The sequence below is a fragment of the Clostridia bacterium genome (assembly GCA_035628995.1).
Classification (GTDB): domain Bacteria; phylum Bacillota; class Clostridia; order Lutisporales; family Lutisporaceae; genus BRH-c25.
Genome location: DASPIR010000030.1, coordinates 143,820 through 168,616 on the forward strand (window position 1 = coordinate 143,820; position 24,797 = coordinate 168,616).

Here is a 24,797-nt window from a genome sequence, read left to right on the forward strand (position 1 = left end):
ATGCGATTATCAATAATTATTGTTAGCTACAATACTAGGGAATTACTCAAAAACGCTATAGAGTCTATATATATGACGTACCAAAATGATGATTTGGAAGTAATAGTAGTCGATAATGGGTCCTCGGATGGGAGTACGGCTATGGTTAAAGAAGAGTTTGGGGACGTCATTTTAATTGAGAGCAGCGAGAATCTTGGATTCGCTAAGGCCAATAATATTGCAATAAAACAATCTAAAGGTAAATATATTTTACTCCTGAACCCGGATACTATTCTGGTTGAAGACTGCTTAGAAAAATGTTTGGCATATATGAATAATAATCAAAGTATCGGGGCTCTGGGGTGCAAGGTGGTAATGCCTGACGGGAAGCTTGACCTTGCGTGCAGAAGGAGCTTTCCTACCCCTGAGGTGTCTTTCTACAGGATGACTGGACTATCAAAGCTGTATCCTGATAATAAGAGGTTTGCTCAATACAATCTCACATATCTGGATGAGAATGAAACCTATGAGGTAGACAGCATCGTAGGTGCTTTTATGTTGATTAGGCGGGAAGTGATTGAGCAAGTTGGCATTCTTGATGAAGAATACTTTATGTATGGAGAGGATATTGACTGGTGCTACAGAATCAAACAAGCAGGCTGGAAGGTTGTTTATAATCATGAAGCGGAAATAGTCCATTACAAGGGTGCAAGCGGCGGGAAGAGAAATCCCAGAACAATATATGAGTTCTATAGAGCGATGTACTTATTCTATAAAAAACATTATGAGTCCCAATATTCTTTTATCGTAACGGGTATAATCTATTTTGGAATAGGTATGAAACTTATATTAAGTTTGGTAATGAACCAATTAAAGGGTCATAGGAGGAATTCCATATGATAAAGAGTCGGCAGAAGTTTCTGAATACGGTTATTGTATTGATTGACTGTGCAGTTGTTGCTTTAGCATTGATTCTGGCTTGGGAAATCAGATTTAACTCTGGTATTTTTAATACTTCCGAAGGCCACCTGGATTTCATGACTTATATGGTTCCTCTGGTCGTGGTCATACCGCTATTTATTTTCATATATAATTCCGTAGGTCTCTACGCTCCTCACAGGGTAAAGAAATTATCGCAGGAAGTATTTTCGATATTTAAGGCCAATATTATCGGGATATTGATACTTACTAATATTTTGTTCATAGTAAAGCAGGTGCATTATTCAAGATATGTATTGCTGCTTTTTGGACTTTTGAGCGTAGTGTTAAGCACCGCTGAAAGGGCACTTCTTAGGGGTTCTTTAAGAAAATTGCGTGAAAGCGGCTATAATATCAAGCATATAGTGATAATTGGTGCAGGAGATCTAGGTCTCAGTTTTGCCCATAAGTTAGAGCAGAATAAACATCTTGGATATAATATAATTGGATTCCTGGATGATGATAAAAAGGAAGGGTACAAAATACTAGGAGCTAATGTAATCGGGAAAATAGATGAGCTTGATAAGATAGTGAAAGAAAATGACCTGGATGAAGTTATTATAGCTATACCCTTAAAGCAATATGAACGACTTCATGAAATAATAAAAGCCTGCGAAAAACTTGGTGTGAAGGCTCAGATAATACCAGACTATTATAAATATCTACCTGCCCGGCCTTATATTGATCAACTGGATGATTTACCGATCATTAATATCAGGTATGTGCCCTTGGATGATGCCTTCAACAAGCTTATAAAAAGGTCTATGGATATTATAATTGCATTAATAGCGATAATAATAGTATCTCCCATATTGGTAATAACTGCACTCTTAATAAAGCTGACTTCCCCAGGTCCCGTGATATTTCAGCAAACCAGGGTGGGTATGCACAGGCGTGAATTTGAGATATACAAGTTCAGGAGCATGAGGGTGCAAGTCGAAGAGGAAGAGGTATCGCAGTGGACTACGAAAAGTGATCCGAGAAAGACCAAGCTTGGGGAATTCATAAGAAGGACAAGTATTGACGAGCTTCCGCAATTGTTTAATGTCCTGAAGGGCGATATGAGTATCATTGGCCCAAGACCTGAGAGACCATTCTTTGTAGACAAGTTTAAAGAAGAGATACCGAAGTATATGATCAAGCATCATGTAAGGCCAGGTATATCAGGCTGGGCACAGGTTAACGGCTTCAGGGGGGATACCTCCATTAAAGCGCGTATAGAGCATGATATATACTATATAGAAAATTGGACTATATGGTTGGATATAAGAATCATACTACTGACATTTTTCAAAGGGTTCATTAATAGGAATGCTTATTAGAATAGATTTAGAGAACAATAAAAGGAGTGCATTGTGCACTCCTTTAAGTTGCTTAAGATTCTATTTTTCTTGTAGGTAGCTATACTGCGTCAAAGCGAGATATTGATCATTAAGAGAAATCATTGTTGTGTTAAGCTTATTCTCTAAATCCCTTAAATCGGATTCGCTATTATCAAAAGCAATTTTAGATATCAGTCCTAGTTCTAATCTTATTTTATCCTGCTCAACTGTTGTTTTTGTGTCATCTACATTTTTCTGAAGAGATTCTATTGCCTCTAGCGTCGTGTTTATACCTGTGTAGAGAGAATTCAATGTTACGTCAAGTTCTTTTTCTGCTTCATCGAACTTGTATTTGGCTTTATCATAATCTCTGTTTGCCTTTTCGAGAAGATCATTCAGATCTTTTATAATCAGTCTGGTTTTACTAGGATTTCTTTTATAGTAGTAATCATACTTTTCCTGGGTCAAGTCCTGCTTGTATTCTGCTATTTCGAGAGATTCTTTGAGTAGATAAAGACCTTCACTATTTTTAATATAATCTTCTTTAATTTTGTTAAGGTCTAGAGATTTGACATCCGGTGTATTAATTGTCATATCTATTTCAGTATTAAATACATCCAGGGTTTTTCCAATATTCCTGCTTAGTGTTGACATTGAATTTTGAAGTTCAGAAAATGCTTTGTTATATTCTGTTTGTGAAGCTGTGTATGCGTTTTCAATTTGCGAAAGTCCGTTCTTTGTAATAAGACCTTGCTCAAACTTAATTTTTGCTACATCTAAATTTTTCTTTGCAGTGTCTATAGCTCTTTTTTTATCATCAAGAGTGTAGTTTGCTTTCATGACACCATAATAAGACGTAGTTACATTGTAATCAGACAATCTCTTGAGATCATTTCTCGTAAATACTTCCTGTCTTACTGCAAAGGCTGCATTCTCAATTGCCATCTTTCTGCCAACTTCTGCAGCGGCTCTATCAGAAACTGATTTATAGGAGGTATTATCAGATTTTGAATTATCATCATATACTTCTTCATAATCATCTGATTTTTGCTGTATGTAGCTTTGCTGAAGCTTGAACTGGACATCATTATCCAGCGCTATTCTCTTTGCTTCTTCAAGAGTCAATACTGTTTTCCCACCCGGATCCCCCACAACAGTAAGGGTAGATAAAAGCATTACTGTACATAATGTTAGTGCTAATGCCTTGCACAGTTTTTTCATTCTTAGTTCCTCCGTTTCTAATATGCATCTACAATATATACGTGTCGATGCCTTGAAATGTTTCATTTAGGTTATAAGATTCTTCACTCCGCTCAGAATGACATGAATTATATATTTGGTGTTATTTTGCAGCTACTGCACAGGTGTATCTCTATTATAGCACTAAGCGAACAATAATCAAACGAGGGCAATAACTGTATTTTCAAGAGAAATGTTGGAATTGGCTTATTTGACGCAATTATTCAACCCCATTTCATGTTTGCATGTTTACTTATACTGGTATAAAATATTTAATATAGGAATTTAAAGGGGGTTAAGAAGAATCTTCAAATTATTATGGTAAAGCTGGAACAAATAAGGAAGTTTTTGCTTCTAATATGTATGTTGACTGTAATAGTATGATTATAAGGTTATGAGGAGGTAAGTTATGAAAAAGCAAAAGATGTTAGCTGTACTAATGGCAGCAATTATTATGATAGCTTCAATGCCGGGGTTATCTGTGCAGGCAGACAGTATCGGCAAGGAAGCTCAGGCCTGTAAGGAGTTGGGGATCCTCATAGGAGCGGATGAGGGAGTTACATCCCAATATTTATCCACTGCACCCACAAGGATACAGGCGTATATAATTTCACTTAGGCTCAAGGGGCTATACAATGAGGCTGGCGCGTATGAGAGCAGTGCGAACTTTAAGGATGCTGCATTGGCAGGCTGGGCAAAGAATTATCTCGCTTACGCCAAGAACAAGCCTGAGCTAGGCTGGGGTGGGTATCCCGATGGAAGCTTTGCTCCTGCAGATAAGATAAGTGGACAAGCTTTTTATAAAGTTATGCTAGAGACTCTAGGGTATAAGCAGGGATTGGATTTTACATATCCCGAGACTCTGGAATTTGCTGAGGAAATAGGTCTTGTAAGCAATGCGGATACTATAGCCAAGATAAAGTCTTTTACAGTAAATGACATCGCAAAGGGCATATACAGCGCACTCAATACCAAGCCGGCAGACTCTTCCAAGAAGCTTATAAGCGTCATGGTGGAGAAGAATATTATTGCGTCAGATAAGGCCGTTGCTGCAGGGTTTACCCTTGAAACAAAGGAAGCCAAGGTTACACGTTTTAGTGTTGTGTCAAACAGCAGGATAGAGCTGGAGTTTGATAAAGAAATACTGCTGCAGAAGGGTGATATAGAGGTATCGCAGCTGGGGGGCAGTGCTAGATTATCGGTCTTGTCCGTAGCGTCTGAGGGTAAGACTGCTGTGGTTACTACTACTGAGGCTAAACCCTTCAATGCTTATGAAATCACTATCAACACCTTAATACCTACAAATAGTATGGTGATTAAGGGATATAAGAATAAATTCGTAGCAATGCCTAAGGATATTACAAAACCTACTGCAAAGCATGAATTGCTTGGAAGAAATGAGATACTGGTTACTTTCAATGAAGAAGTGGACAAGAACACAGCGGAGAACCTTTCAAACTATGAAATAGAGGAAAATGTAGTAGTACTAAGCGCAGAATTAGGAGAGTCTAATAAATCAGTGCTGTTAAGGACAACAGATATGTCGAGGTTTTATAGACTGACTATAAAGAATGTTACTGATGTATCTGGGAACAAGATGACTGATTATAGTGCGCTGTTTGACGGAGCCAAAAGTGATACGCAGGGACCATTAATAACCTCTGTAAAATCAGAGAACAGTGCAACAATACTTATATCCTTCAATGAAAGGCTGGACGGCCAGACTGCGGAAGATATGGATAATTATGATATTAATAATGATATTTCTATTATCAGCGCAAAACTGGACGACAGCAGAAAACAGGTAACACTTACTACAACCGTTCAAAAATCGGGAGTGAATAAGCTGATAGTACAGAATATAACCGATGCATGGGGCAATGCAATGAACAGGAAGGAATACAACTTTGTCGGCGATACTTCTAAGCCCACAGCCACGGTATTAGCAATTTCAAACAATGAGGTTATGGTTACCTTTAATAAGGCTATGAGTAAGGAATCTGTAGAAGATATAGACAACTATTCCATAAACAAGGATCTGGACATAAAAGATGCAGTGATTGATGGGACAGGCAAATCGGTAACGCTTATTACTTCAAACCAAACCCTTAAGGAACTTTATACACTAACTATTACAGGGGTAACTGACTTGTGGGGTAACGAAATCGATACATATACCAAAAACTTCGGAGGTATGCCTGCTAATAATAGGGAGCTGAGCTATACAGTAAAAAGTAATGGTAACAGCTTAACAATTAACTACAACAATAGAGTGGATAAAGTGACTGCCGAGAATGTATTCAACTATTATCTGGATGCTGCGCTTGGATACGCTGCAAAGGCCACTTTGGATGAAGCGGATGGACGTACAGTTACACTGTTGACAGCCAATCAGACTAGTGGAAAGGTCTATACTATTGAAATAAAGGATGTAAAGGATATATTCGGGAGAAAAATCAGTACTGAAGAAAAGATATCCACTAAGAAATTTGCAGGTATCAATTTGAGCGACGAAGATAACTCAAACGGCGAACTTAACCTGGAAGCAGTTGTTACAGTAGATGTAAACACTATTGATTTGATGTTCAGTGATGATATATCAGCAGAAGAGCTGGCTGAAATGAAGGTTGAGGTTGATGTGCCTGAAGAATACAATCACACTCTCCCCTCAAGCTTAACCTACTATAAGTATTTTGTAGGGGAAGAAAAGAATGTAAGAGTGCAGTTTAAGACAAGCAGCTCATCAAACCCTGAACTGTTTAAGGCGGGCAACATATATGAGGTTGAAGTAAAGGACATAGACAGACTCAATAGTGAAGACGATGCAAATATAACTATGTTTGCCGGTACCAGCAATCCTAATGAGGCACCTGAAGTGCTGGAGGTTGAGGCAATTAACAGTACCGCAGTAGAGGTTATCTTCAGTGAACCGGTAAAGGGCCTAAGCAAAGCACAGTTTGAGATAAAGAACAGTATTACTATCAGCGGGCTCTCAGTAGAAGACGATGATACTATAACAGATACAGTAACCCTTTATCTTAGCAGTAGTACAGAGTTGAAGGACAATGTTGAATACAAGCTTTATGTGAAGACAGGTATAAAGGATGCAGCAGGGCTTGTTTCAATAAACAACTCAAGTTCCTCTACCAGCAGCTATATTGAATTTGATGGAAACGATGAGGAGAATGAGCCGCCATTTGTGGATGATGATGTAGAAGTGCTCGACACACATACAATACAGTTCATATTTAACGAGCCAATAAAGAGCATAACAAATAGTTCATTCTCAGTAAAAAAGGTATCGGGAAGCAGTTCTACCAGCTTCAACGTATCCAAAGCGATTCTTGGAGAAGATGGAAAGACTGTAACTGTATATCTGAATACAAAGTACGCAGGCTTTGATAGTGACGATGAGTATGAGCTTAGTATCAGCAGTTCAGTAAGCGATTTGCAGAACATGTCACTTGATACTGATGATAGAAAAGTAGAATTTGACGGAGTTGACAATGAGCCTGAGGAGCTTGAAATCATAGCAAGCTATGTAAGCAATGACAACAAGCAGATCATATTAATCACAAACCGCGAGCTTAATATCACAAGCCTGGATGTCGATGACTTTAAGTTTACTGGTGCAGGCTACTATGGAAGCTCTTCAGATGTTGTCGAATACGATGACAAAACCATTAGAATAGAGCTTCGAAATGAATTGGATAGTGAAGAGACATTGACTATCGAAATAACAGAAGACGGTAGAGACAAAATAAAGGACTTCAACAATCAGGAACTGACTACTGAAGAGGTTGAAGTGGAGACCAACTAAGATAAGATTCTTCGCTGCACTCAGAATGACAATGCCTGCCGAACTCGGCAGGCATTGTCATTCTGAACATAGTGAAGAATCTTATTCGTATCTTAAAGCTTCTATCGGATCAAGCTTTGCAGCTTTGTTCGCAGGATACAGTCCGAAGAATATACCTACTGCTGAGGAGAAGCCGAAAGCCAATAGTATTACTCCGGGTGATACACCAAGAGGTATATTTATTGCTTTGCCAACAACGAAGCCCAAGAGTATGCCCAGCGTCATTCCTATTGTCCCGCCGATAAGGCAGAGTATAAGGGACTCAGTGAGGAACTGGAGCATAATGTCCTTGTTCTTGGCGCCCAGCGCCTTTCTGATACCTATTTCTCTGGTTCTTTCCGTTACAGATACCAACATAATATTCATAACTCCTATGCCGCCTACTATAAGCGAGATACCTGCAATTGCCCCTATTACCATTGTAAATATATTAAGTACATTGTTTAACATATCCAGCTGCTTGAAGCCTTCTTCGGCAGCATATTTCCCTTCGTTTCTGTGGGATTGTTCAAGCAAACGCACTATCTTAGTGGCTATTTCTTTTGAGTTATCCATGCTGGTCAGCATAACTGAGAAAAATGTAATTTTTGAATCCGGAAGAACTCTTTCGCTTATGGTAATCGGCGTATAGCCTGTGCCGGGATAGTTGTCTCCGAACATTGCTGCCATACCGCCGCTGGCACTTTCAGTTACACCTATTACCGTCAAGTTGGTATTATTATCTCTGACAGTTACCTTGACCTTTTCTCCTATTGCTTTCTCTGGATTCTTAAAGAGTTTTGTAGCTGTAATTTCATCAATGACTATAACGTTTCTTGCAGTTTCGACATCGCGTTCATTCAGGAACCTGCCTGCCAGCATATCTACAGGCATTAACTTATCAAAGTCCTGGGTTACACCATCGATTTCAGCAAATTTCGTATCCTTTTCTGTCTTTATATTCCCCATGTCGCCTGCAGCAGGTACTACAGAGGTGACTTCAGGGATTTTCGCTTTTATAAGCTCAGCATCCTTAAGTGTGAGGTAATCTCTATCCTCGATATCATTATTTGTTGATTTGACATTAATATTAATTACATTGGTGCCCATATCGTCAAATTCACCTACTATGGCCTGTTTGCCGCCCTGGCCTATTGACACTATGGTTATAACTGATGAAATACCTATTATTATACCAAGCATAGTAAGGAAGGAACGCATTTTATTCGATCTAACGCTTTGGAGGGCTGAGATGAAGCTTTCCATTAGGTTCATGCTGTTATCCCTCCTCTGATTATTCTGTTCTCTACCTGTTTGTCGGATATGATGCTGCCATCCCTGAATACCACAGCTCTCTTGGTATGCTGTGCTATATCCTGCTCGTGAGTTACCATTACTATAGTAACACCCTCGTTGTTCAGTCCTTCAAATATACCCATTATTTCTTCGCTGGACTTCGTGTCCAGGTTTCCTGTAGGTTCGTCAGCCAGTATTATTGCCGGGTCGTTTACAAGAGATCTTGCAATGGCAACTCTTTGCTTCTGACCGCCGGAAAGCTCATTAGGCCTGTGATGCATTCTATCACCTAAGCCTACTCTCTCGAGGGCAGCTTTTGCTTTCTTTACTCTTTCAGCACTCGGCATACCTGCATAAACCATTGGAAGCTCTACGTTTCCTAATGCTGTTAGCCTTGGAAGCAGGTTAAAGGCCTGAAATACAAAGCCTATCTTTTTATTTCTTATTGCTGCAAGCTCGTTGCCATTAAGAGTGGAGACATCCACATCATCCAGTATATATTTGCCGTCTGTCAGCCTATCGAGACATCCAAGGATGTTCATTAGTGTTGACTTGCCGGAGCCGGAGGCACCCATTACAGCCACATACTCGTTTTTTTCTATTTCAAGGTTTATCTCCTTTAAAGCTTCAACCTGTATTACACCTGTATCATAAATCTTCTTAAGGTTCTCAACTCTTATTATCACTATTTTTACCCCCTGACTGCTTAACCGGGTCTCCGTCCTTAAGTGTCGTAGGTGGGTTCTTTATATACTGGTCACCTACTTTTATACCCTCTAATATTTGTACGTCGAAATCTGTCTCAAGGCCTGTCTTTACAAACCTTTGCACTGCTTTGTTCTTTTCAACTGTAAAGATATATTTTTTGCCATCCTTATCCTCGAGAACGGATTCAAAGCTGACTGCTACAGCGTCCAGGCTCTCCTTAAGTGTAATGTCTATATCAGCTTCATAGCCGACTTTAACTTTTTCATCTGGATTGTCGAGTGTCACTTCAAGTTCAACCTTCGGTTCCTTGTTAGTCCCTTCCAAAGTTATGACTGCTGCATCTCCTATGTCTGTTACCGTACCTGTATACTCTTTATCTATGCCTTTTACTTTGATAACGGCCTTTTGACCCTCAACTACGCTTACTGCATCATACTGGCTTACCTGGATCTTTACTTTATATTGTGAAAGGTCATATATCTTTACGGTACTGTTTTCCATAGTAGGGTACTGGTTGTTTTGCACATCTAGCTGCACTACCTTGCCGTTTATACTGGATTTAATAGTGCTTTTTTCGATTTTATCCTTAATATTTGCTATATCAGCCTTTGAATCTTCTACTTGGCTTCTTTTCTCTTTAATCTGATCGCTATTGCTAGTACCGAAGTCTTTTAAAGAGGTCTTGGCATTATCAAGCTGCATCGTAGATAGTTCCATTTTATTTTTGAATTCATTCATTGTTTTAAGTGATGTTTCAAAGTCTTCTTTAGAGACTGCTCCGCTTTCGTAGAGCACACTATCCTGGTCATATTTTCTCTTTGCTTGATTGTAGTTGGTTTCTGCGCTGGCAAGCTCTATCTCAGCTGTTCTTACTGCATTCTCAAGAGTTTTTTTGTTGTTTTTGCTGCCGCTGGTCAAAAGCCTCTGAAGGTCAAGATTTGAAAGCTCCAATGCCAATTCATACTTCTTCAACTGATATTCACTGTCTGTGGAGTCTACTCTAAGTACTGCGTCACCGGCTTTAACATCCGCACCCTCTTGCACATATATCTCAAGGACTTTTTGTTGAGTCGGCAGTGAAATTTCCTCTTTGCCTGCAGCTTCGATGTTGCCTGTTACTGAGATTGTCTGAGAAAGATTTTTCGTTTCTATCTTACCAATATCTACCTCTTTCACCTTGTCTTTGCCTGAAGTTATTATCCTTACAGCACCTAAAACTACTACTATAAGCACAATAGATGCTATGATAATCAATTTTTTTCTGTCCTTCATTTTTATTCTCCCTTCTATGCATTTCGCGAAAAACATTTTAAATTCTTAATTCAAATTTCGCGTAAATGTTTCCTTTTCTCTCTACACATATTCTATACGTATAAAAAGCAAAAAAGTTTTATAAAATTTCTATAAGATAAAATAAAAAAAATACGAGCGGCTCGAACATACTATATCATTATATAGCTTATGAGTATGGCACACAAGGCACATTATGTAAATCTGAATTGCAAGTTTTTGGATAGTATTATACAATAGTAGTATGGAATGCCATATTGAACGCACAAAAGTATTCCTGTTGGGTAGTGTGCGAATTCAATAACAGCTAAGGAAACTTTTTGCGAAATCTGAATGAACAATACTAAGGATATTTCGCAAAACGTATGGGAGGTGGTAAAGCTGTTCAAACTTAACTTTGAAAAAACGGCAATATTTGTGTTAATACTGATTTTGTGTATTTCTACGGCTAATATTTACAGCCAGTTCATCAGTACGTTTATAGATCGTAGAGATAAAAATGAGATTCACACAAGTATTACCCCAAATTTCAGCTTTCCCGGAATGCTCTTAAAGGTTGACCAGCTATATAAGGAGAGCATGTATAAGGAGGCTCAGAATGAATATCTTAAGCTTACGAGCAAACCCGATCTGAGCCCCCAGCAGAAGGCTACAGTCTATTTTAAGTTGGGAGTATGCAACTACAAGCTTGAGGAATATGACAAGGCCAGAGACAGTTTTTTGAAAGCTGCTGAATATAATTCCAATGATCCAGTTGCTTATAATAATGCTGCTGTATGCTCCTTCTACCTCAATGAAATGGGAAAGGCTGAGGAGCTCCAGAAGAGGGCAATTGCAACTCTTCAAGTTGTTGAATATTACTATAATCTTGCAAGAATATATGAAGCTTCGGGACGATATATCGACGCTGCAAAATACTATACCGCAGTGGTCAGGGGAGAAGAGAACATAACCATTGATGATAGTATTGATCCAGTCCGAATTAAAAACAAGCTAATGAAGCTTTTGTCAGATTTGAGCAATGCAGAAGAGTTTTCCAAAGATTTGATGATTGCACTTAGGCTTAAGGATACAAGAGAAGTGTTCGTTATAGCTGATACTGATATGGACATAAAGGATAAGAATTTTCAATGGCGTATACAAAACGAAAATGGGATAAATAAGCTTTATTGCTCTTATGATAGAGAAAAGTCAGATCCATATAATCTAATTGACTCTCTGCAATGGACCGTAAGTAGTGGCGGAAGGGCAGTCTTCACTGGTAAAAAAGATGACTTCTCACTTTCACTTGGTGCGGGAGATAACTACATTGTATATCTTGATATTGATTATGACAGTAATAGGCAAGCAAGAAGCTATGTAGATGTAACTAGAAACAATGGCATGTATTCCAACCCAACCACGAATCCCTCAAATGCGAAATGCAAATATTATGAGTTTGCAGCATATGAACAGGTTTTCGAAAAGAATTTCAAAATCAGCAGTAATGGGTATGTTGACAGGTTCAATGCAAAGTGGGGCAAGGACAACATCGAGACAAAGGTTATGGATAAGGATTTCATAGATGCTCAAAGTGCCTTGTATATTAAGAATACCACAGGTAAAAATGCAGGAATATGGGCGGACTTATCCTCGTTGCTAAATGACAAGCAGTTGAAAGGCAGGACAATAGGTATTAAGTTTTATGCCAGGAAGATTTCAAGCAATGCGGATTTGGATGTGAGTATTAGAACCAAAACCGGAAAGGTATATAATAAGAACACACCCAGAGAATATGAACTCGATTATAAGTGGAAACGGTTTGGTGTTGATGTGCTGATACCAGAAAATGCAGATGGTTTGACTATAAGTTTCAGGACAAACCCTGGAGAAGAAATTAAAATTGATGGTTTTATTATCAGTATAGTGAGATAAAAAAAGGATGAGCAATTGCTCATCCTTTTCATTTTGTTAAATTATTGAACGTCAGCTAAGTCAGTGTGGAGGAAGAAGAGAACTACTGAACCTCTTACTACAACTATATCAGATACACCGTCAATTCCTGATATCTTAGCTTCTTTATTAGCGTCTACTATTGCTCCGGTTCTTGTACCGTCAGCTTCTGTAACTACTACTATGTCGCCTGCTTTTATGTCTTCATAATCGAAGAAGAAGTCAGTTCCATCTTTGTCGATGTCAATATCATCTTCAACGATACCCTTGAATGTATACTTGAGGCCGCCTGTTACTGTTACAGTATAATTTTCACCAGCAGCCAATACAGCTGTAGGTATAGCATATTCAGTTCCGCCTATAGTTACATCTGTTGTATTGCTGTAAACTGCGAATTCTGATTCATTCTGATCTGCTGCATCGATAGCTTTAATGCTGAAGCCTGTGTTTGTTGTGCCATAAGTTACGCCTGTTACTGTAGTTACGTCTTCGTTAGTGTATACTTTGAATGTAGCACCGTTAACAACCTTTACGCCTGTTACGTAGTTGCCGATTCCTACTACATCAGTACCAACAAAGTCATATACTTCTTCATTGAGTTCTGCATCCATCTTGTTTCCTGCTATGTCTTTAGGCATTTCTTTTACAATTAAAGTATATACGTTATCGGATTCGAGTATCTTGCCACTTGCAAGTGTTATTGTTACTTTATTGTCCTTCAATCCGAATGTGTTTGAAACACTTACTGACTGTGTATCACCATCTTCATCTTCGTAAGATATTGCCCACTTACCTGCAGTTGACATGTTCTCGTTGAATTTAACTTCTATTGTTGTTCTGTTTATTGCTTTTACAGAGTCAATAAATGGAGCGTCTTCATCTTCGAGTTCTGCCTGGAGGTATGTTACTGCATTATTGTTTTCTTCGTCAGAATCTACAACTGTTTCACCATGGAAACCAGCAAGCTTATCGGTTAATACGAGGAAGTACTCTTCGTCAACTTCCATTTCGTCATCTGCTGTCAAAGTAACTAATGTCTTGTCATCATCGTCTACTTCGATTGTGAAGTCAATTCCGTTGTCGGATACTTCGTCGTTAGCTGGGTTGATAAGTTCAACTTTTCCGCTGAACTGAAGTTCGAATGTGTAAACATCTGTCTGATCCCATGTATCTAATTCGATATCATCAGCAGCTTCTGTTGTTGATGAGAATTCGATGCCGTCAGTGTCTACATCTGCTTTGTTTCCAGCCACGTCAGTTGCAGTTGTACCAACAAGTAGTACATCTTCATCATCACCAAATGCAGGTACTGTGAATTCAAGAACTGTATCATCTTCGTTAGATGATACTGCATATACTCCTGTCACATTAGCACCGGATCCGTTGCCATCTACGTCTATCTCTATTGTTGGGTTTGAGTCAACATCTATCGGTTCGCTGAATGTTACAACTACTATTGTGCTAGCAGTAGCTTCTACATCTTCAACTTCTGGAGCGTCTACGTCGTTATCAGTTGATGCTACAACTATATCTGCAGTTACATCAACAAGTACATTACCAGCTATGTCCTTAACTCCATTAATTGTCAATTCATATTCTGTGTTTCCATTCATTTCTTCTGTTGTGAGTGTCACTGTCTTTGCATCTGCATTATATTTAGCTTCGCTTGGAGTTCCGATGTTGCCGTCGATCGCGTAGTTAACTACGTCTTCAGCTGAAGCTTCATCTAGTTCTTTGCTGAATGTTACTACAATTTCTGTGTTGCTCTTAGTTACAACATTTTCTATTGTAGCAACCATGTTAACATCTTCTTTATCAAATGTTTCCTGATCATCTTCTGGCTTAGCCATTGTATTGCCATATTCGTCAGCTATGTTTTCAACGGTAAGCTCGTATCTGCTGTCGGCACCGAGCTTGCTTACTGTAAGTCTTACTATGTCATTCTTTGCATTATCTGAATCTTTAAGTTCTGCTTTTTCAACAACTATGTCATTATCGATTGAGTAGTTGTTTATGTCAAGAACTGAAGTAGCATCTATTCTGCTGTCATCGCTAAATTCAACTTCTATTATTGTGCTGGAAACATAAGTCATTCCTTCGAGTTCAGGAGCGTCTGTATCAGCTTCTGCACCGTAGAGGTTTATAGTTGTTTCTTTAGCCATCTTGTTTGCAAGTACTGAAGTATCAACTATGTTATTAACATGGAGTTCATACTTCTGGTTTTTCTTCTGTGCAGCTGTTGTAAGTTCTACTACCTTCATATCGTCATCAGCATCTTCTACTAATTTAGCTGATAATATTTCAAGTGTATCTGTAGTATTTCCTACTTCAAGCTTGTAGTTGGCTACGTTTTCTGCACTTTCCTTTGTTATTTCGTTATCATCAACGAATGTAACAATTATTCTAGTGTTAGTATCAACGAAAGTAGCGTCATTTGCTGTGTCAACTACTGGAGCCTTCTTGTCAGCCTTGGCAACGAAGCTCATGCTGTCAGACTTCATTACTACACCGTCAATGCTCTTAACGTTTGTTACTACTACTTTGTAAGTTCTGTTTGTAACAAGACCCTTTGTAACAAGTTCTACTGAGTCTCTGTCAGAATCATCTTCCCAGTTTACGCTTTCAATTGTTACGCCTTCGATTGAATAGTTAGCTTTATCAAGAGCTGTTGCAAGGTCCATACCAGTTGTAAATGTTAATACTACTCTTTCTGTATCAGTACCTTTTACAGTGTCGATTTCTGGAACTTCTGTGCTTTTTGAAACACCTGCGAAGTTAATTGATACTGTTCCAACTGTCATTTTGTAAGCTGTACCAGCTGTCTGAGCTGCTGTTTCAAGAACTACCTGCTTAGTTCCATCAAGAACTGCTGATTTAACTTCAAGTGCAGTTGTTGTACCGTTAACAACGATTTTGTAGTTTGCTGCGTTTTCAGCAAATGCTTTTGCAACTGCTGAATCAAATTCAACTAATACTTTGTTGTTTCCGAGAACTTTTACTTCTTCTACTTTAGCTGTAGTTGAAGCTTCATATAAACCAGCTGCTATAGCTGCGTCTTTGTTTATCATTCCTGCATCAACCATTGCAGTTGCAAGAGTTGTTGTTGTTTCTTTTACGTTTGTCTTTAAAGCTTCAATTGTAGCAATTGCTACGTCGTTGTTTGTGAACTTAGTTACGTCAGCAACTTTTACAAGACCCTTTGAAGCTGCAAATGTCATAACGTCTGACCAAGAGAAGTCTCCAACTACTTCAGTAGTTGTCTGCTTGTAACCGAGAGCTTCAAGCATTACCTTGTAGTACTGGTTAACTGTGATTGTTTCTAATGGATTGAACTTTCCAGCATCTGCACCAACCCAACCGAGCTGTGGATTAGCTTTGAGGTAAGCCATTATTGCTTTACCCTGAGTCCAAGTCATTGTGCCAGCGTCTGCGAAGTTTGCTGCACCTGTGAATGCCATTGCTTCGTCTTCAAGACCCTTAAGTCTTAAGAACATTATAGCTGCCTGCATTCTTGTTGTTTCTTTTGCGAGGTATTCAGGTGTTACACCAGTTGAATTATCACCCTGAAGAACTCCCATAGTCTTAAGTGCTGCTGCATCTGCGCCGATTGCTGCTGAAGTAGTAGCTGTTGTATCAGCGAATGCTGTTGTCATTGATGAGAATATCATCGCAAACGCTAACACAAGAGCAAGTATCTTCTTATTATTCATACGTGTAGTTTCCTCCTTATAGATCTTTTTAGTTTGGTAATAGTTATTTGTGCAAGTACCAGTTTGTTGTTGATCAACTATTCTACGTGAACCTATACTATGCACCCCCTTTCCAGGCTGTAAGAAAAATTGATTTAAATCATCTCTGGTTAACATAATTCTACACAGTATTCGCTTTTCCTTCTTGTGTAACAGTATTGTAATCAAGTGTAATATGCGTGTAATAAAAGTATTAGCGAAGCTGCAACAAGAATTATGTATAATGATTATGTCAACCAGTGAGTTCAAAATTATACGTCATATCTTTTCTGTCTTGCTGCACCTATTTGACGCATGAACCAACTAAGAAGTTTCATTACAGTTTTGTGACAGAGGCTGGTCCCATTTTGAACAATAGCTGTTGCTTTAAACTGATGATCCTCCGATACTTACTTATGTCATTCTGAGCTTGCGAAGAATCTTAGATCCTTCACTACATACAGAATGTATTTTTTTTGCTGCAATTTCCTTTTCAAGCAGGATTTGTGCAACTTCTACAGAATATATTCTGTATTAACGTGTAAAATAAAAGGAGGATACAGATGAGGAAATTTAAAACATTAAAAGCAGCAGTCATTTCGTTCGCACTACTATTCACAGTTACCGGTGTTGCTTATGCGGATAACAATACTTCAAACTTTACCGATATAGATAATAGTTGGGCTAAACAGCATATCATAAACGTATGCAGCAAGGGCTTGATGGGAGGCGCTACAGCAACCCAGTTCAAGCCGGGTGATAACATTAAGAACTATGACGCATTAGTAAGTATATCACGTATGATTCGCCGGGAAAATGATATAAATCTGGAACAATTGGAGGGAAAATACCAAGTAAATGTTATTGAAAAGTTCAAGGTTCCGGATTATGCAAGGGAAGATATACTTTTCTGTTTGGGACAGGGTATTATTTCTGATTTTGATGTAAGTGCTTTCGCCGGAAATCCATATGCTACAAAGAAGGATGTTGCAAAGTATCTCGGATTGGCATTCGGGGTGACGGTAAAGAAGGATGCACCTCCTGTTGTACTCGCATTTAAGGATTCCATGTATATTCCTACTATGTATAAGCCTTATGTGGAGTTTTTGATTAAGAATGGTATTGTAAATGCCAGCGGCGATGTAAACGGCAAATTCAATCCTGATAGCTTTATAGACAGAGCAGCCTTTGCAAAAATGCTGGATACTTCAAACTCTGCGTATGAAAAAAAGCTCGGACTGGGCACTGCGACTACAGACAGTAGCAACGCCGATACAACAGTACCGGATACCAATACTGACTTAGAAGATGTGTTGCCGGACACAATTGTTTCGACACCTCCTGTTATAGTTGATGATGGTGCAAAGGCAGATGTAACTGCTTATATAGATGAAGTAATTGCTGAGTATGGTAATCTGGCGGTGTTTGTTGGAACAGAGAGAAAAATATATAAAGTAGCTGATAATGCTGCATGTACAATAGATGATGCTGCAAGTGGATATTGGAAGCTCAAGAAAAGCGACATGGTTAAGCTTTACCTTGAAAACGGCAAGATTATAAAAATCGTTGGTGAAAGCAAAGTCAGAAAGACAATGGGTAAACTTGTGGGTATAGAATCCACAGATAAGACCACACTGAAAATAGAGACACTCGCAGGTGGAACAAAGAGCTACATAGTAACCGCAAAGACTATAGTTATAAAAGACGGAAAGAGTGCGTTATGGCAGGAGCTTAAAGAGGGCAACGCTTTAGTAATTACTACCTCCTACGATGAGCTGATAGAGATTAATGCAGACGGAGTAAAAAGCACCGACAAGGGTGTGATTGAGTCTGTAGTGTATAGTAGGATGGCCCCGCCCAAAGTTGTAATAACAGAACCGGATGGAAGTCAGAACACATATTATGCAAGCAAGAGCATAGAAATAGCGGGGGCGGACAACGATGTATATTCCTTAAGGCCTGGCATGCAGATAGAGGTAAGCTTGCTGGACGATGAGATAAGCAAGATTGAAGTTATAAATGAAAGCGCCTCTGTCCTGGTAGAGCTTAAAGGTGTAATAAAGAGCATAGATGTTGATTCCAAGCTTGTAGTTGTAGAAGTATATGACAGCAACATTAATAAATATGTTGATAAGAAGGTTTACACAACTGTCGAGACCAAGATTGCCGATGTAGACTTCAACTTACTCGGGTTAAGCAGCTTGAAGATTAATCAGATTGTAAGCATAAGGGGTACCGGAAGTGTAGACGGCGTGTTTGCAAAAACAATACAGTTGATGAATTAGGCAGTGTAGGGGCGAACAGTGTTCGCCCTTTATCTTTGGTAAGGGCGGGATATTAATGAACAGAAAACTTATTTCAATAGTAGTTCCCATGTATTATGAAGAAAAGGTGGCAGAAGAGTGCTACAAGCGTCTAAAAAGTGTGATGGACGGCTGTGGCTATGAATATGAGCTGGTTTTTGTAAATGACGGCAGCAGGGACGGAACTCCGGACATACTTGAGAGGATAGCAGTCAATGACAGAAATGTAAAAGTGCTTGGCTTTTCAAGGAATTTCGGACATCAAGTGGCTGTCACGGCAGGTATAGATAAAGCCAGGGGCAATGCCATCATAATAATTGATGCAGATCTGCAGGATCCTCCGGAGCTTATTCCGGAAATGCTCAAGCTTTGGGAGCAGGGCTATGAAGTGGTCTATGCCAAAAGAAAAAGGAGAAAAGGGGAAAGCCTATTCAAAAGAACAACAGCCAGGATATTTTATATAGTGCTGGATAAGCTCTCGGATACCAGAATACCTCTCGACACAGGAGACTTCAGGCTTATTGATGCAAAAGTGGCGGATGAGCTTAGAAGGATGCGGGAGAAAAACAGGTTCCTGCGAGGCATGGTCAGCTGGATTGGCTTCAAGCAGACACCTATTGAATATGAAAGAGAAGAAAGATTTGCAGGAGAAACCAAGTATCCTCTGAAGAAAATGGTAAAGCTCGCGTTGGACGGCATCATTTCCTTTTCCTCGAAACCTCTCAAACTGTCACAGTATTTAGGCTTTTTTGCAGTTGTTTGTGCTATGGTGATATTTATATATTCACTTGTATATAGGCTGGTAGGCGGGAAAAATCTCGTGACCGGCTGGGCATCAATTATGACTACCGTGGCTTTTCTCGGAGGAGTGCAGCTTATTTCCATTGGCATATTGGGAGAATACATAGGCAGGATGTACGAGGAGAGCAAAGGTAGACCGTTATATATAATAGAAAAGGAAATCAATTTTGATGATGAGGAACAGTAAAAAATTATTGACTACTGGGTTGAGCATAGCTCTTGCGACAGCGCTTATGTACTATCTGCTTTCAAAAGCAGGCTTTGGGCTGATTGTAAAAAACTTGACGCTGCTTGATTATAGATGGGTGTCTTTAGCCATTGCTCTATACACTTTTGATATGGTAATAAGGGCGTTCAGGTGGAGGGTTGTATTAAAAGGCAATGATATTAATATTAGCATCTGGGATTCCTTCCTTGCATACAATCTGGGAAACAGCCTCAATATAATCATTCCCGCCAAAATGGGAGACATCGCAAGATCATATTATCTGAAGAAAAAGTTTTCATTAGGGTATTCACGGACGCTGCCGGCTACATTTTTGGACAGGGTGTTTGATGTGCTGGGGGTATACGTGGTTTTGCTTTTTTGCGGTATATACATAATAACGAGAACCAAGCTTGCGACATGGCTTTATTATACCTTTGCGGCAGGGATTGCAGCGCTTATTGTCACAGTTGCTGCAATGGAAATACTGTTAAGAAGGAAAGATGTAATTGAACGTATTAAAAATGAAAAACTGAAAAGCCTGGTGCAGTCATTAATGGAAGCTTTCTCAAGCTCCTTCAAGGATAAAAGCAACTTCATGCTGCTCCTTGCATGCTCAGTTGCAATCTGGCTGTGCGAGGGAGTATTCTCATATTTTATATTCATTTCTATGGGGCAATATATGAATCCTTTCATTATTATATTCGCAACCATGATAGCCATTCTTACAAAGGTTGTTCCAATTACACCCGGAGGCATCGGAGTGTTTGAGGGAACAATGGCGCTTATGCTCTCCCTCTTCGGATTGGATGCCAGGACCGGGGTGGTTGTGTCTACTGTCAATCATTTCATTATGAATTTTTACACAATTTTACTTGGGATATATGCATTGCTTAAGGAAAATATAAGTATATCGGCGATACAGCAGGAAAGGGTAGATGAGAAATGAGGATTGGCATAATAGGGTGCGGGATAACAGGCTTGACAGCAGCATATGTGCTCGCGAAAAAAGGACATGAGGTTGAGCTTTTTGAAGCAGCTGAAGCTGTGGGAGGCATAGCAGGAGCTGTGCAAATGGATGGATTTTATCTGGAGAAGTACTATCACCATTTTTTTAAATCAGATAAGCATATAATATCGCTTCTGGAGGAGCTGGGCATAGGAAGCGAGCTTTCGTGGCTGGAAAGCAGGATGGGATATTTTACTGACAATATGGCATATGAATTTGGTACTCCGCTGTCACTTTTGAAATTCAAACCCTTGCCTGTTATGGATAAATTTAAGTTCGGAATGTCTGTTTTGAGACTTATGGGGATAAAAGACTGGCGGCCATTGGAGCAGGTGACTGCAAAGAAGTGGCTTGTGGAAAACGCTGGAGAAAAAGCCTTTGAAAAGGTTTGGAAGCCTCTTCTGGTCACGAAATTCGGTGAGCAATATGACAGCATCTCTATGGCATGGTTTTGGGGTAAAATCAGACTCAGGGGCTCCTCCAAGGAAAATGGAAAAGAAGTGCTGGGCTACATCAACGGAAGCAGCAGCCTTCTTTTTGAAAGACTGACAGAGAGCTTGGAGGGTAGCGGAGCAAAAATAAACCTAAACTGCAGGGTTGAGTCGATAAAAAAGGATGGAGCTGGCTTTACTCTTCTGACACAGCAATGTAGGGGCGAACAGTGTTCGCCTTCCAAGGACAGCTTTGAAAGAATCATAGCAGCTGTACCCCTGCCGATTTTTGGAAAATTGGCAGAAAGCATACTGCCGGAGAATTATATTGATAAGATTTCTGCGGCAGAGCATACATCAGTTGTCTGCATGGTGCTTATGCTTAAAAAGTCCTTCAGCCGCTACTATTGGCTGAATATAGGTGATGAAAGCATACCCTTCGGGGGCCTTATTGAGCATACCAACCTTTTGGATAAGAGCTCATACAACAATAAAAATGTATTATACATATCCAACTATTTATATAAGGACAGCAAACTTTTTTCAATGAGCAGCGAAGAGCTATTGAAGGAGTATATTCCTCATTTGAAAAAGATAAATCCAGAGTTTGATGAGAGCTGGGTTGAAGGAGTCTATACTTTCAGAGACGAATACGCACAGCCTATTATAAAATGTGGATATTCCAAAATAAAACCAGAGTTTGAGACTCCGGTGGCAGGGCTGTTCATAGCCAGTATGTGCAATATCTACCCGGAAGACAGAGGCGTTAATTACGCCGTGAGGGATGGGAAAATGGTGGCAGAGCTTGTAGGGGCGAACAGTGTTCGCCCAATAACACACGTAAACAATTCGGATTTTGTGAGGTAGCAAAATGGATAACGAACATCATCAAAGAAAACAATTGAGGATAAAGGGTTATGATTATTCACAGGCAGGTTATTATTTTGTGACGATTTGTGTACAAAATGGAGCATGCATATTATGTAGGGGCGAACATTGTTCGCCTGAAAACAACACAAAATTTGAGTTGTCAGATATTGGTGAAGTTGTAGATACAGCGATAAATAATATAGAAAAATATTATCCGAATATTAGAATTGATAATTATGTTATTATGCCAAACCATATACATATGATTATTGCAATAGATGGTGAAGAAAGTGGGCGAACGATGTTCGCCCCTACGATATCTCGGATTATTAAACAGTTTAAGGAATATGTAACAAAGCAAATTGGTTATTCTTTTTGGCAAAAATCATATTATGATCATGTTATCAGAAATGAACAATCCTATAAAGAAATATACGAATACATAGAAACAAATCCATTGAAATGGGAATTAGACAAGTATTATAAGTAGGGGCGAACATTGTTCGCCCAGACATTAATATTTAACTACAACCCTAACAATCTTCGTATTCCCGCTTTCAAATACCACTTCACCAAGGGACAAAAGCTTATCCTCATTCAAATTCACAAACTTCTCTCTTTCCAAGTCGCCTATGATAATATACTGCACATCATATTTTCTTATTATATCCAAACTTGCATCTATATCCTGGGATTCATAAACCGTTTGTACCTCCTTGCCTCGTTCTAAAGGCTCATTTCTGTCATTTCTCCACAGCCATTCATGTACGAACCATCCCTGCACAGTGGGAAGGCCGGTAGCCATGGAAATCCTGCCATAGTTGGTGTAGCTGTCTCCGTGGGCTTCAAGTATGGTTGGCTGCCCTTTGACATTGGTGTTCAGCCACTCTATAACTCCATAGTCTTCAGGATATTTTGACTCTATGAACTTCAAGCCGTCAATCCCTTTGTAGTTGGAGGGTTTCCAGGCAGTATAATAACCTTTCAAAGCCAGCGGGAAATATGACATGGGCAGCATATATACAATTAGCAGAATTACTGCGGTGAGTACTTTATAACTTCTATTCCTAAGTGCTGAAGGTATCCTCACGATTATATAGCCTGCAGCTATGCAGAACATTATAAATGCCTGGTAAGTAAGCTTGAATATGGTGTTCGCCCTGTGGTATCCATTGGAGTATATATCACTTACATATACTATTTCAGGTATCAGGAGCAGTCCCAATCCGCAACAGCATATGATCAAGCAAAGCATATCAGGAACAGCAATATTCTTCACAAGCCTTTCGAGCCAGCTTTCATTCTTATGACGTACCCGCATTCTTTCTCGAGTGGTAATTATAAGAAATACAACAAAGCATAGTACATAAAAGAGTTGGTATCCCCATAATATAGCCAGTTGATACAAGGGCGTGTGATAATGCACAAGACCCACACCGGCTGATATACCTTCAAACTTCAAGGAATAGGGCAGGGCAAATAACTGTGAAATAGCTATTACAGCAAGCACAACCGCCAAAGTTTTAATAATGGGGTTTGCGGGCTTAAGAGTATTGAAATAAATGTGAGTATGCCTATACAGCATTGTAATCGCAAGAACGGTGATATATATAGGATAATCCCAGGTGTTAGTCATATATATAGTTGAAAGGAGAAATCCCAGCAATACAACCTTGTCGAAGCCAAGCCGTCCAATTCCCTCACCTGCAGCAAAGCAGCCCAATAAAACCGCCATGAAGGTCAATACAGTCGGAATGTCCGAAACATGACCGTGGAGGTCTGATACTATGAAGGAATAGGTCGGAAACTCATGAATAGTCTTGTCATCGCTAGGCGGATTATAGCCTATGTATCTGGTGGAATCAGGATAAAAGTATGTACCGCTATCCCCCAGGATTCCATAGCCGTAAATAAGGCTGTGCAGATTACCGCCAAAAGAAAGAAGGGATGCAGCTATGAGACCTGCTATCACTAGTTTCTTGACGCTGAACCTTTTCATCATATGCAGCATAGTGGAAGCTATAGAAAAGGTAAGCAGGAAAGATGTTGAGAAAAGGGTTGCAATCATCAGATTATATGCAATTGCGGGCTCAATGCCTGAGAGCTTTATAAGATATGCGCAGATGTAGTGGCCAAAATAATAGTAATTGATACCCTTTCCGGCAAACCATATATCAATGGGAGGCATGCTGTCAGCCCTGAGAATGGCATTGACAAAGCCGAAGTCCATGTATTTCTCAAGTCCATATATGTCAGGCTGAAGCCCCCTTACATAGCTCCACAAAAGGAGCAAGCCCATAAATATCAGCTCTTCAAAAAGTATGATAAGTATATTTTCTTTAATATCTCTGAGTATATTAGAGTCCTTACACATAAAAGCTGCAAGAGGTATCAGAGCAAAAGGTATAATAAAAGAGAATATCCTTTCAGAGCCGATTATACCTAAAGAAGACAAAAGCCATGAGCAATAGGATAAAACTAAAATACCCACAACCTTTGAAAAGACATAGCCTTTATCAAAGAATGAGCGGAAGTATTTTTGGGTAAACGGCAGGAATAATATACCTATAAGTAGAATATATAACCACCATTTAAAGATAATAAGGACATCTCCAAACATATATAACAGCCTCCTGAATATAACGTAATCTTACATTAATATAATACAAGATAAAGGAAAATATTAAAAGGGACAACTGGTTACGCGTTTCGAGTTTCGCGTTACGCGTATTATCTTGAGTCAAGCTCTGAAGAATGGCAATAGGCTATAGGTCTATGTATGACTTCGAAGGCTTTTCTAAAACCACGCGCAACTCGTAACGCACAACGCGCAACCAGTACCCAAAAGGAATACGGAGGAAGAGAAAC

General features: G+C 39.3%; 15 protein-coding genes. 9 read left to right on the top strand and 6 right to left on the bottom strand.

The window, feature by feature from the left end; all coding sequences use genetic code 11:
* Together VEB00_14060 and VEB00_14065 are read left to right on the top strand one after the other, a co-directional pair.
* Window positions 1-879, top strand: coding sequence for a glycosyltransferase family 2 protein (locus tag VEB00_14060; GenBank protein ID HYF84141.1), 879 nt, complete (start codon window positions 1-3; stop codon window positions 877-879).
* Window positions 876-2,279, top strand: a complete 1,404-nt coding sequence (locus VEB00_14065; protein ID HYF84142.1) for an undecaprenyl-phosphate glucose phosphotransferase — start codon at window positions 876-878, stop codon at window positions 2,277-2,279. Before VEB00_14060 ends, VEB00_14065 begins: the two co-directional genes overlap by 4 nt.
* A 60-nt stretch (window positions 2,280-2,339) precedes the next feature.
* Here VEB00_14065 and VEB00_14070 read toward each other — a convergent pair whose 3' ends face one another.
* Window positions 2,340-3,500 (bottom strand): TolC family protein, encoded by a 1,161-nt coding sequence (locus VEB00_14070; protein HYF84143.1) that lies wholly within the window; start codon window positions 3,498-3,500, stop codon window positions 2,340-2,342.
* A gap of 427 nt (window positions 3,501-3,927) precedes the next feature.
* Between VEB00_14070 and VEB00_14075 the strand changes: the two genes are divergently transcribed.
* Window positions 3,928-7,338: a hypothetical protein gene (locus tag VEB00_14075; protein ID HYF84144.1), complete on the top strand. Its 3,411-nt coding sequence runs from the start codon at window positions 3,928-3,930 to the stop codon at window positions 7,336-7,338.
* An 81-nt stretch (window positions 7,339-7,419) separates the two neighbouring features.
* On the opposite strand, the gene VEB00_14080 is transcribed toward VEB00_14075, so the two are convergent.
* From VEB00_14080 to VEB00_14090, 3 genes are read right to left on the bottom strand one after another with little or no spacing between them, the layout of a single operon-like run.
* Window positions 7,420-8,631, bottom strand: a complete 1,212-nt coding sequence (locus VEB00_14080) for an ABC transporter permease (protein HYF84145.1) — start codon at window positions 8,629-8,631, stop codon at window positions 7,420-7,422.
* Complete coding sequence (locus tag VEB00_14085) at window positions 8,628-9,338, bottom strand: ABC transporter ATP-binding protein (protein HYF84146.1); 711 nt, start codon at window positions 9,336-9,338, stop codon at window positions 8,628-8,630. The genes VEB00_14080 and VEB00_14085 overlap by 4 nt, the downstream gene beginning before the upstream one ends.
* Complete coding sequence (locus VEB00_14090; GenBank protein ID HYF84147.1) at window positions 9,322-10,632, bottom strand: HlyD family efflux transporter periplasmic adaptor subunit; 1,311 nt, start codon at window positions 10,630-10,632, stop codon at window positions 9,322-9,324. Before VEB00_14090 ends, VEB00_14085 begins: the two co-directional genes overlap by 17 nt.
* A 351-nt stretch (window positions 10,633-10,983) precedes the next feature.
* Here VEB00_14090 and VEB00_14095 point away from each other — a divergent pair, with 351 nt between their 5' ends.
* Complete coding sequence (locus VEB00_14095) at window positions 10,984-12,564, top strand: tetratricopeptide repeat protein (protein ID HYF84148.1); 1,581 nt, start codon at window positions 10,984-10,986, stop codon at window positions 12,562-12,564.
* A gap of 41 nt (window positions 12,565-12,605) precedes the next feature.
* Here VEB00_14095 and VEB00_14100 read toward each other — a convergent pair whose 3' ends face one another.
* The gene (locus VEB00_14100; GenBank protein ID HYF84149.1) at window positions 12,606-16,292 is read right to left on the bottom strand and encodes an Ig-like domain-containing protein; all 3,687 of its coding nucleotides are present in this window, start codon (window positions 16,290-16,292) and stop codon (window positions 12,606-12,608) included.
* 581 nt (window positions 16,293-16,873) lie between these two features.
* Here VEB00_14100 and VEB00_14105 point away from each other — a divergent pair.
* Genes VEB00_14105 through VEB00_14125 form a run of 5 tightly spaced genes read left to right on the top strand, consistent with a single transcriptional unit; the run spans window position 16,874 to window position 22,419 of the window.
* A complete protein-coding gene (locus VEB00_14105) occupies window positions 16,874-18,595 on the top strand; it encodes an S-layer homology domain-containing protein (GenBank protein HYF84150.1) in 1,722 nt (573 codons plus the stop codon).
* A gap of 55 nt (window positions 18,596-18,650) precedes the next feature.
* Window positions 18,651-19,601 carry a glycosyltransferase family 2 protein gene (locus tag VEB00_14110; GenBank protein HYF84151.1) on the top strand — a complete coding sequence of 317 codons (951 nt, stop codon included), beginning with the start codon at window positions 18,651-18,653 and terminating at the stop codon, window positions 19,599-19,601.
* On the top strand, window positions 19,585-20,568 hold the full coding sequence (locus VEB00_14115; protein HYF84152.1) for a lysylphosphatidylglycerol synthase transmembrane domain-containing protein: 984 nt from the start codon (window positions 19,585-19,587) through the stop codon (window positions 20,566-20,568). The genes VEB00_14110 and VEB00_14115 overlap by 17 nt, the downstream gene beginning before the upstream one ends.
* A complete protein-coding gene (locus VEB00_14120) occupies window positions 20,565-21,926 on the top strand; it encodes an NAD(P)/FAD-dependent oxidoreductase (protein ID HYF84153.1) in 1,362 nt (453 codons plus the stop codon). Before VEB00_14115 ends, VEB00_14120 begins: the two co-directional genes overlap by 4 nt.
* Window positions 21,927-21,930: 4 nt before the next feature.
* Window positions 21,931-22,419: a transposase gene (locus tag VEB00_14125; GenBank protein ID HYF84154.1), complete on the top strand. Its 489-nt coding sequence runs from the start codon at window positions 21,931-21,933 to the stop codon at window positions 22,417-22,419.
* Between the two features lie 24 nt (window positions 22,420-22,443).
* On the opposite strand, the gene VEB00_14130 is transcribed toward VEB00_14125, so the two are convergent.
* Window positions 22,444-24,549 carry a DUF2298 domain-containing protein gene (locus VEB00_14130; GenBank protein HYF84155.1) on the bottom strand — a complete coding sequence of 702 codons (2,106 nt, stop codon included), beginning with the start codon at window positions 24,547-24,549 and terminating at the stop codon, window positions 22,444-22,446.
* Between the last annotated feature and the right edge of the window lie 248 nt (window positions 24,550-24,797).